Origin of the sequence: Flavobacterium sp., assembly GCF_044361065.1 — a bacterium.
Classification (GTDB): domain Bacteria; phylum Bacteroidota; class Bacteroidia; order Flavobacteriales; family Flavobacteriaceae; genus Flavobacterium.
The window spans coordinates 1-9202 of sequence record NZ_JBIKJI010000082.1 but is presented as its reverse complement, the minus strand read 5'-3'; the positions used below and the strand labels follow the sequence as shown (position 1 = coordinate 9202).

Below are 9202 nucleotides of genomic sequence, written 5' to 3'. Positions count from 1 at the left end.
GGAGCTGGAGATCCAGGTTATAAATTTAAAGACGAATTTGATCCAAGTTTAAAACACGACAAGCCAGGAATTTTATCAATGGCAAATTCTGGACCTGCAACAAACGGGTCTCAGTTTTTCATCACACATAAAGATACACCTTGGTTAAACAACAAACACAGTGTTTTTGGTCACGTTATTGAAGGGCAAAAAGTAGTAGATGCTATTGCTCAGGATGATGTAATTGAAAAAGTAGTAATTGTTAGAAAAGGAAAATTAGCTAAAAATTTCAATGCAGAGAAAGTGTTTTCAGAATATATGAAAATGAAACCTGAATTAGATAAAAAAGAAGCAGAAGAAAACAGAATTAAGGCAGAAGCAAATGCAAAATTAGAAGCGGAAAGAAAACAAAAAGAAGCGGAAGCAAAAGCCATTGCTGATAAAGAAATGAAAGAAAAATTAGGTCCGCTTTTAGCTGCCAAAGTTGCTGAATTAGCAGCTTTAAAAGCAAAAACAACAACTACGGCTTCTGGTTTACAATATAGCATCTTACAAAAAGGAACAGGTGTAAAACCTGCAGAAGGTAAAGATATTTATGTGCATTATGCAGGATATTTAGAAGATGGTACTCTTTTTGACAGTAGCTACGAAGCCATAAACAAAATGTATGGTAAATTTGACCAAAACAGAGCCAACCAAAACGGATACCAACCTTTTCCATTTAAATACGGAAGCAAAGGAGGTTTAATCCCTGGATTTTTAGAAGGAATTAACAATATGAATTTCAATGATAAAGCCATTTTCTTTATTCCAGCAAATTTAGGTTATGGCGAAAGAGGTGCCGGAAACGTAATTCCACCTAACAGTAATATCATTTTTGAAGTGGAAATTTTAGAAAGTTTACCAACTGCAAAACAATAAATTCAGAAATATTTATTTTAAAATCTCATCTTGATTGGTCAAGGTGAGATTTTTTATTTGTACTAATTCATTTATTTACATAGGGTTTTACTTACTTTTGTATTTAAATTAATTTAATGGCACGAATTTTATCTATAGATTACGGACAAAAACGAACAGGAATTGCGGTTACAGACGACTTTCAAATTATTGCAAGCGGACTTACAACTATTCCATCTACAGATATAATTGCTTTTTTAAAAACCTATTTTTCTAAAGAAAATGTGGAAACTGTAATCATTGGCGAACCGAAACAAATGAACGGATTACCAAGTGAAAGCACAGAAATTATTGAAAAATTTATCGAGCAATTTCATACCGAATTTCCAAATTTGAAAATGGAACGTGTAGATGAACGTTTTACTTCAAAAATGGCATTTCAAACTATGATTGATAGCGGTTTAAAGAAAAAACAACGCCAAAACAAAGGTTTAATTGACGAAATTGCCGCAACAATACTATTGCAAGATTATTTGAATTACAAAAAATAAAGCGTAAATTTGAATTTAAGATTTACGAGTTTAGATTTACGAAACCTGAAACAAAAAAATAAAACAATGAATTTAGAAAGTCCAAAAACAAACGTAAAAAAATCAGCTGAATACATTTTTAATGCCTTATCTGATATTAAAAATTTTGAGAAATTAATGCCTGAAAATATGGCAAAATTTGAAGTTATTGATGAAAATTGCTTTGAATTTGGCTTAAAAGGTATGCCAGAAATTAAATTGGTAAAAAAAGCCAGCACACCAAATTCAGAAATTATCTTAGGAGCCGCTTCAAGTAAATTACCGTTTACTTTAACTGCAAAAATAGATGCGATTTCTGAAAATGAAACCGATATTCAATTGTTTTTTGAAGGTGAATTTAACGCAATGATGGCAATGATGGTAAAAGGACCAATTACAAAGTTTATTGAAACGTTATCAAGTAATATGGAAAAATTATAATTTACGATTTTCGAATTTAGATTTACGTAAACCTAATTGAGTTCAATTTTATCAATTATTAATTGAAAGGATTCATTTTTTTTATTGCCAATTAAAAAAACCAATTCTTCAAATGAACTGCTGTTATAATTTGGTAAGTTTAGATCCTGACCACGAAAAGAAGGGTATAAATCCTTCATATTGATACTAATTTCTTGCCAGTCTCCATTAGTTTTAAATGTGGTGATATAAGAATAATATTTTGATATTTTGTCTTTAATTCTAATTTGGTAATCTTTACCGTCACCTTTTAGTTTTAAAGTAATTTTACTGTCAGCGTTAGTATTAACTTTGTCAAATTGATACCTTACAGACGAAAATCCTCCATAATTTTCAGTAGAAACTGTACCAGAAAACACGCCATTCCCATCTTCATCTAAAGAAAATCGCCCATTGGAACGACCGCCCATAACAACATCATCAACTATTATCCAATCGGAAACGTTTGAGTTTTTAGAAAAATCATAAATTGAAATCGTATTCATAGTAAAGCAAAAGAAAAGTAATAAAAGTAACTTCATAACACGTATAATTTACAGGAATTATTTGTAAACTTACAATTTAAATTCCCAATTTCGTTCCTTTACATAAAATAACTCTCCGTTTTTAATTTCTAACGGGCACTCGAAATTATTGGTATACAAACCACCGGTTCCTAATCCTTGTGGCATTTTATTATTTAACGTGTACGTAAATTGCGCAATCGCATTTAATCCCACATTACTTTCCAAAGCCGAAGTAATCCACCAACCTATATTTCGTTTTTTAGCTAATTCTATCCATTCTAAGCTGCCTTTTATGCCGCCAATAAAACTGGGCTTCAAAATAATATATTGTGGCTGTATGGCGTCTAAAAGCATTGCTTTATCTTCATATTTAAAAACACCAATCAACTCTTCATCTAACGCTATTGGAAAAGGTGTGGTTTTGCATAGCTCTGACATCTTGTCAGTGTTGTTTTTTTGAATAGGTTGCTCAATGCTATGTAATTCAAATTCAGATAATTGATTTAATTTATTTAAAGCTTCATTTGAAGTAAAAGCACCGTTTGCATCTACACGTATTTCAATAGTTTTTGCATCAAAATGTTGACGAATAAATCGCAATAAACCCAATTCTTTTTCAAAATCTATAGCGCCAATTTTCAATTTTATACAGGTAAAACCTTCCGCTAATTTTTCTTCAATTTGTTGTTTCATAAACGCTTCCTCACCCATCCAAACCAATCCATTAATTAAAATTGAATCTTTCGATTGGGTAAAATCAGAAGAAAACAATTCAAATGGAGATTTAGCTTGTAAAGATAAAAATGCCATTTCTACACCAAATTGAATGGAAGGAAATTCAAGTAATGCATCCCATAATTTATCTTTACCTAAATGAATGTTATCACACACCCATTGCAATTTTTCTTCATAATCTGGTCGGTCATCAATAGACAAGCCTCGCAACAATCCGCATTCACCTATTCCAATTTTACCATTTTCTTCCAATAGTAAAAACCAGGTTTCTTTTTCCGTCATCACACCACGCGAAGTGCCGCTTGGACGTTTAAAGTTTAGGATGTATTTTTTATAGGTAGCTTTCATTTTGTTACACAGAGTTTCGCAAAGATTCGCAAAGATTCGCAAAATTTGTGTGACTTTGCGTATTCTTCGTGCCTCTCTGCGAAATAATTATTCAAGGATTCTTAGTATTTTTTTAAAATTATTTACTGGAAAACCTTTCTTTTCAAACTCAGAAAAATCAGATTTCGTTTGATTTACCCAACTTGTATTTGAGGCAATGTTTTGCGTTTTGTATTGATTATGGAGGTCTTTAGCTTCCGAAATACGTTCTGTAAATAAATACACGTGAGCCAATTGTAATTGATGCGTTAAATCGTTCTTGTCTAACGCTATAGCTTTGTTTATATTATCCTCTGCTTTAGCAAATTGTTTTGAAAACAAATAGAAATTTCCCAATAAACCATAATCGATATGATTGGCTGCTTTCTTAAATATAATTTCATTCTGAATTATAGAAATGGCTTCGTCAACTTTGCTATCTTTATTCAACTTAACGGCTTCCGCACGAATGGCATTCAAATAACTTTCATATTGATTTGATTTCTTTAAAGCAATTTCTTGTACATCGTTAACCGCTTTTGTTTTTTCAATAGCCAATAATTGTTGGTACTCAGAATATTTATATTTATCTATAAAACTTGCTACAAATTGAGCTAAAAAAACAGCTTCATTTGATGATTTTTTATACCAATCTAATTTTTTTCCAATTGAAACGATTTCTTTTTTTGATTCTAAATTCCAACCTCTACTGGCTGAATAATCTATCCAAGACACTACTTCCAATACTATTTTGGTGCTTAATACCCAATTTTTATTCTCAAAAGCAAACCATATATTTGGTGTGTTTTCAAAACATTTTGTGTTTTTAATTGAAATTACTTTACTGTCTTTATTTATGGGTTCTTTACTAAAATAACAAGCCGTTTCTAACTTTCCGTCTTTTAAAAACTGATTTCCGGCCTTCTCAGACGTGTAAATTCCATAAACACAAGTATCGTCACCAGAAAGAGAATTGGTTAAAAAAAGAGCTCCTGCAGCGCCCTGACTAATACCTGTTGGATCGGGTATGGCTTTTAAAACAGATGCCAAGCTATTTGTGATTTTTCCGTTTTCATCAATTAATAAAATTCGGAAAACAAATTCAGAAGCACCTTCAGGCAAATCGTCAATTTTCACTAAGGTTCGGTTGCCCGATGAAAGTTTAATTTCTTTAGTAAACGCGCGTTCTTTATCCCAAAAACCATCTTTCTGAGCGAAAGAAATTTGAGTAATAAGAAGAAATAAGAATATTTTTTTCATTTTTAGATGGGTACGCAGATTTTGCGGATGTTTATGATTTATTTTTTTGAAACACATAGGAACATAGTTTTTCTGTTTGATATTGAGACTATTCACTTAAAATAAGTCAAATAATAATAACTTTAAGCTTTTTCTAATGTTTTCTTTTTCAAACATTTCAAATAAAAATCTATGTTACTATGTGTTTCAACTTCTACAATTTTGATACCAAAGTTTATAAATCGATGCTTTGTCCAATTTCTAATAACATTAAATCTTTTCCTTTTTGGAAGAATTTACGTTTGGCTTCTTCGTGATTAATTTCGATATAACCGAACGTATCGTAATGATAGCCTAATATTTTATCGCATTCTACAAAGTCTGAAGCGATAATAGCATCTTCCACATCCATTGTAAAATTACTTCCGATAGGCAAAATAGCCAAATCTAATTTGGTTCGAATCGGAATCAATTTCATATCCATTGTTAAAGCCGTATCGCCTGCAATGTATATGTTTTTATGCTCGCCTTCAATTACAAATCCGCCAGGTTGCCCTCCATAACTCCCATCAGGAAAAGAGGAGGTATGAATCGCATTTACATATTTGACATTCCCAAATTCGAAATCCCAACTTCCACCGTGGTTCATTGGATGATAATGAAACCCTTTATTTCCATAATGTGAAGCAATTTCATAATTAGAAACAATTACTGCATCTGTTCGTTTGGCAATGGCTTCCACATCTAAAATATGGTCTTGATGTGCGTGCGTTAACAATATATAATCGGCTTCAATTTCGTCTATAGAAATATGAGACGCTTTTGCATTTCCTGTAATAAAAGGATCTACCAAAATATGAATATCATTGATTTGAATGCCCAAGCACGCGTGTCCGTAAAATGTTATTTTCATAGTTACTATTATTTAATCGTTAAGATTTACGATGTAATTATTTTTAATGATAATAAAATGGCAAACAAAAAAGTAGTCAATGCGACCGTTTTCAAAAGCGGATCAAATTCATTTGGAGAATTTTTTTCTACAATTTTTGTTATCGTTTTATTGTGAGATATTGCTAAGTATAAAAATAAAAAAGAAAATCCTGGAGTCCCGTTTTTAAAATTAAATGAAAAAAGTATATAAAGTACAATCGGCATAAAAACTAACACTCTTTGATACCATAAACCAAATTTCAATCCAAACTTCACCACTAACGTATTTTTATTTGCGATTCGGTCATTATCAATATCGCGCATATTATTTAGGTTTAAAACAGCGGTGCTTAACATTCCAATGGCCGTAGCGGGAAGAAATAATTTAATATCGATACTTTGCGAGTATAAAAAATTACTTCCAACAACAGCAACCAATCCGAAAAAGATAAAAACGAAAACATCTCCAAAACCGCTATATCCATAAGCATTATTTCCAACGGTGTATTTTATGGCTGCGGCAATTGAAGCTATTCCTAAAACCAAAAAAGTAAACGAATACACAAAATTTTGTTGTCCGAAAGCAAAATAAATTAAAGCTACGGCTAAAACAAAGGCTATAACCGAGTTGATGATAATTGCCTTTTTCATTTGGGCAGACGTAATTTCACCCGAAGCTACTAAGCGTTTTTCGCCAATTCTATTGGCATCTGTGCCTTTTATGCCATCGCCATAATCGTTAGCGAAATTGGATAATATTTGAAATGATAATGTGGTACATAATGCCAACACAAAAATAATCCAATCAAATGAATGTTGGTAATACGCATACGCACTTCCTACCAAAATTCCAGAAATTGAAAGTGGTAACGTTCGTAAGCGTGCCGCTTGAATCCAAGGTTGTATTGTGTTTTTCATTAAACTAAGAAAACGATTAATAGTGTAATTATATTTAACGCCAAACTAAAATAGGACATCAAACTATTTTTGTTTTTAATTAGTGAATAGGTATTTAGTATTGGCAAAACAATAAATAATACTAACATAGGAAGCCAAATAATTTCATAAAGCACGCCTATAATAGTAATCTGATATACATCAATTGTTTTGCTAAGCAACCAATACAAGAGCATTGAACTACTTAAAACTAAAAGAAGTTTTTTATTTGCGATTAACTTTTCCATATAATTACATCCAATTTTTATTTGTAGTCTCCACTTGATACACCCAATTATTTACCATTTTTTTTATTTCAAGATAATTACCCGTTGAAAAATCAATATTTCCACCTGCAGTTGCCAAAGTAACCGAACCAATATTTGTAGCTTTTTGCCAAAAAAATTGTTTTGTTGTAATGGCTTGTATTTTATAAGGTTCTACAATCGTATTGTCAACGTCCCAAGCACCATTTTGTTTGATAATAAAATCAGTAGAAACAAAAAGTCTATAATTTTTATATGAAAACCATAATAAAATCCCTGAAAATAGTGCAAAAATAGAACAATACATAACCAATTCATTCCAAATAAATAAATCAAAAGATACATTAACTAGTATAAAAACAACTATTGGAAGTAGAAGTAAAAAGAATGACTCTAGAGCCAATTTTCGCCAATTTGGGAGCATTAATTTTCCTTTTTCTGGAAATGTATTAAAAAGTATTTTTAGAATTTCATCACGCTCCAATTTTGAAGCACCAGGAACATCAATCTTATCACTTTTAATATTACTGCCAGGATTGCTTGATGCTTGGCGAATACCGATTGTCAAAATATCAAACTTTTTCTGAAAGAAATTTTGAGTTGTTGAAACAAGTTGGACTTTCTTTGGATGTAACAATGTGTTTTTAGTAGCCAATAATCCGAAGGAAAGTACGATTGATTGTTTGTCTTTACGAATTGTAAAATCATAATATTTAATGATAGTTTGCACTAAATTAACAACCAATCCTATTCCAATAATAGTTCCTAAAACTATTGCTATTGAAGTTAATATTGGTAATTTATCTAAATAACCCGTCATTTTATCTTCTTGAATTTCCACACTTTCAAATATTTTTTTAATATTTTCTAACATCGCTGTAAAAAATGCAAAAAATAATAAAAAACTCTTAACGTAATTTGAAGTAAATCCAATTTTAATCAAACTAGATAAACTAATTTTTAATAGCGACGACGGTGCTTCCACTACTTCTTTTTCCTCGGTAAAAGTTGGTTTTTCTGAAGCGTAATTTATTAATCGATCTTTTAAAATGATGGCAAGTTCGTGAGGAATAGCGCTAATTGACGCCTCTTTTTTATCACTTCCTGCGGTATCAATTTCTAATTTATAAACATTTATTAATCGTTGAATTAGACTTTGATTGATATTTACTTGCTGAATTTTGTGTAACTGAATTGTGATTTTGGTTTTATTCAAAACACCTTTTTGAATTACGAAATCGCTATTTTCTTCATCAATATAAAATGTAAAAAAGTAGTATTGCAAATAAGAAATTATGGCAATAATCAGTACAAAAGCAACAATTCCTAAATATATAAATAACGTATTGGAAGCATCCAACTTTACCAACCATACTAAAAGTATAGGCCACATAGCCCGTACAATTTTTTGTAGGGTATTGGCAAACATAACTAAAACACCTAGTAATGATTGACGTTGTGGCTGGGAAAAATCGGTTAAAGCATTCATTTATTCCATTTTATTATGAACAACATTGTGAAGTTCATTTGTTGCATCTGGATTAATTTTTTTAGAAACTAAATTTTTTATTTTCTGAGCGTCTTCTAAAAGCAAACCTGGTATTTTAATATCCGAACTATTGCCGCCAGCCGTAAATAGTTCAACAGAAGCCAAACCAAATCTTCTCGAAAAAAATCCTTGGTGAAGCGCTACGTGTTGCACCCTATTAAACGGAATTATTGTAGTCGTTTCAGAAATTAAACCCGATTTATAAATAGCATCGTGAGTTCGAAAAGCGTATCCTTTTTTATTAAAACTAAGCTTTGCAAGTGGATAGGATAAGCCAATTAAAATCGAAAGGGCAATTCCCATAACCAACCAAATTCTATTAGAAAAAAGTTCCGTTTGAAAATAAGAAATAACAAAAAACACTAATAAAATAACAAAATTAACTATACTTAAAATAATAGCAACTACAGTAAAATACTTGGCTTGTAATCGATTTAATTTCACTTCCTCAAACCTAGGTAAATCTATAATTTCCGTAGTTTCATTTGTAAATTCCTGCATCCTTTTCTCTTTTTACTTTTACCCTTTACCTATCACCCTTTACCCTTAACCCTTAACCCTTCACCCATCTAAGGAATATACTTTTTCTCAAAATTAGGTTTGCGTTTTTCTAAGAACGCATTTCTACCTTCTACAGCTTCTTCGCTCATATAGGCCAATCGTGTGGCTTCGCCAGCAAAAACTTGTTGTCCCACCATTCCATCATCAGTTAAATTCATTGCGAATTTTAACATTCTAATAGAC

At 31.2% G+C, this 9202-nt stretch carries 11 protein-coding genes and 1 pseudogene; 3 read left to right on the top strand and 9 right to left on the bottom strand.

Annotated features, from left to right (window positions below):
* The 3 genes from ACIQ11_RS06350 to ACIQ11_RS06340 all read left to right on the top strand — a co-directional run.
* On the top strand, positions 1-900 hold a 900-nt coding region (locus tag ACIQ11_RS06350), incomplete at its 5' end, for a peptidylprolyl isomerase (protein WP_396153851.1).
* A gap of 116 nt (positions 901-1016) precedes the next feature.
* Entirely contained in the window at positions 1017-1430 is a 414-nt protein-coding gene (gene ruvX, locus ACIQ11_RS06345; RefSeq protein WP_396153849.1) for a Holliday junction resolvase RuvX, read from the top strand.
* 66 nt (positions 1431-1496) lie between these two features.
* Positions 1497-1889: an SRPBCC family protein gene (locus ACIQ11_RS06340; RefSeq protein ID WP_396153847.1), complete on the top strand. Its 393-nt coding sequence runs from the start codon at positions 1497-1499 to the stop codon at positions 1887-1889.
* Positions 1890-1921: 32 nt separating this feature from the next.
* On the opposite strand, the gene ACIQ11_RS06335 is transcribed toward ACIQ11_RS06340, so the two are convergent.
* The 9 genes and pseudogenes from ACIQ11_RS06335 to ACIQ11_RS06295 all read right to left on the bottom strand — a co-directional run.
* Positions 1922-2449: a CIA30 family protein gene (locus tag ACIQ11_RS06335; RefSeq protein ID WP_396153845.1), complete on the bottom strand. Its 528-nt coding sequence runs from the start codon at positions 2447-2449 to the stop codon at positions 1922-1924.
* Between the two features lie 33 nt (positions 2450-2482).
* On the bottom strand, positions 2483-3517 hold the full coding sequence (locus ACIQ11_RS06330; protein WP_396153843.1) for an o-succinylbenzoate synthase: 1035 nt from the start codon (positions 3515-3517) through the stop codon (positions 2483-2485).
* Between the two features lie 87 nt (positions 3518-3604).
* Positions 3605-4795, bottom strand: a complete 1191-nt coding sequence (locus tag ACIQ11_RS06325) for a tetratricopeptide repeat protein (RefSeq protein WP_396153841.1) — start codon at positions 4793-4795, stop codon at positions 3605-3607.
* Positions 4796-5009: 214 nt separating this feature from the next.
* Positions 5010-5687, bottom strand: a complete 678-nt coding sequence (locus ACIQ11_RS06320; RefSeq protein WP_396153839.1) for a metal-dependent hydrolase — start codon at positions 5685-5687, stop codon at positions 5010-5012.
* Between the two features lie 26 nt (positions 5688-5713).
* Positions 5714-6625, bottom strand: coding sequence for a 1,4-dihydroxy-2-naphthoate octaprenyltransferase (gene menA, locus ACIQ11_RS06315; protein WP_396153837.1), 912 nt, complete (start codon positions 6623-6625; stop codon positions 5714-5716).
* Positions 6625-6891 (bottom strand): hypothetical protein, encoded by a 267-nt coding sequence (locus tag ACIQ11_RS06310; RefSeq protein ID WP_396153835.1) that lies wholly within the window; start codon positions 6889-6891, stop codon positions 6625-6627. The genes menA and ACIQ11_RS06310 overlap by 1 nt, the downstream gene beginning before the upstream one ends.
* Before the next feature lie 4 nt (positions 6892-6895).
* Complete coding sequence (locus ACIQ11_RS06305) at positions 6896-8398, bottom strand: PH domain-containing protein (RefSeq protein ID WP_396153833.1); 1503 nt, start codon at positions 8396-8398, stop codon at positions 6896-6898.
* Positions 8399-8959 (bottom strand): PH domain-containing protein, encoded by a 561-nt coding sequence (locus tag ACIQ11_RS06300; RefSeq protein WP_396153831.1) that lies wholly within the window; start codon positions 8957-8959, stop codon positions 8399-8401. It abuts the gene before it with no gap.
* A gap of 68 nt (positions 8960-9027) precedes the next feature.
* A pseudogene (locus ACIQ11_RS06295) lies at positions 9028-9202 on the bottom strand (1,4-dihydroxy-2-naphthoyl-CoA synthase); the annotation flags it as partial.

Coding starts and splice junctions, on each gene's coding strand:
- menA (WP_396153837.1), bottom strand. CDS start 6,625: ATGAAAAACACAATACAACCTTGGATTCAAGCGGCACGCTTACGAACG.
- ruvX (WP_396153849.1), top strand. CDS start 1,017: ATGGCACGAATTTTATCTATAGATTACGGACAAAAACGAACAGGAATT.
- ACIQ11_RS06310 (WP_396153835.1), bottom strand. CDS start 6,891: ATGGAAAAGTTAATCGCAAATAAAAAACTTCTTTTAGTTTTAAGTAGT.
- ACIQ11_RS06300 (WP_396153831.1), bottom strand. CDS start 8,959: ATGCAGGAATTTACAAATGAAACTACGGAAATTATAGATTTACCTAGG.
- ACIQ11_RS06340 (WP_396153847.1), top strand. CDS start 1,497: ATGAATTTAGAAAGTCCAAAAACAAACGTAAAAAAATCAGCTGAATAC.
- ACIQ11_RS06330 (WP_396153843.1), bottom strand. CDS start 3,517: ATGAAAGCTACCTATAAAAAATACATCCTAAACTTTAAACGTCCAAGC.
- ACIQ11_RS06335 (WP_396153845.1), bottom strand. CDS start 2,449: ATGAAGTTACTTTTATTACTTTTCTTTTGCTTTACTATGAATACGATT.
- ACIQ11_RS06320 (WP_396153839.1), bottom strand. CDS start 5,687: ATGAAAATAACATTTTACGGACACGCGTGCTTGGGCATTCAAATCAAT.
- ACIQ11_RS06325 (WP_396153841.1), bottom strand. CDS start 4,795: ATGAAAAAAATATTCTTATTTCTTCTTATTACTCAAATTTCTTTCGCT.
- ACIQ11_RS06305 (WP_396153833.1), bottom strand. CDS start 8,398: ATGAATGCTTTAACCGATTTTTCCCAGCCACAACGTCAATCATTACTA.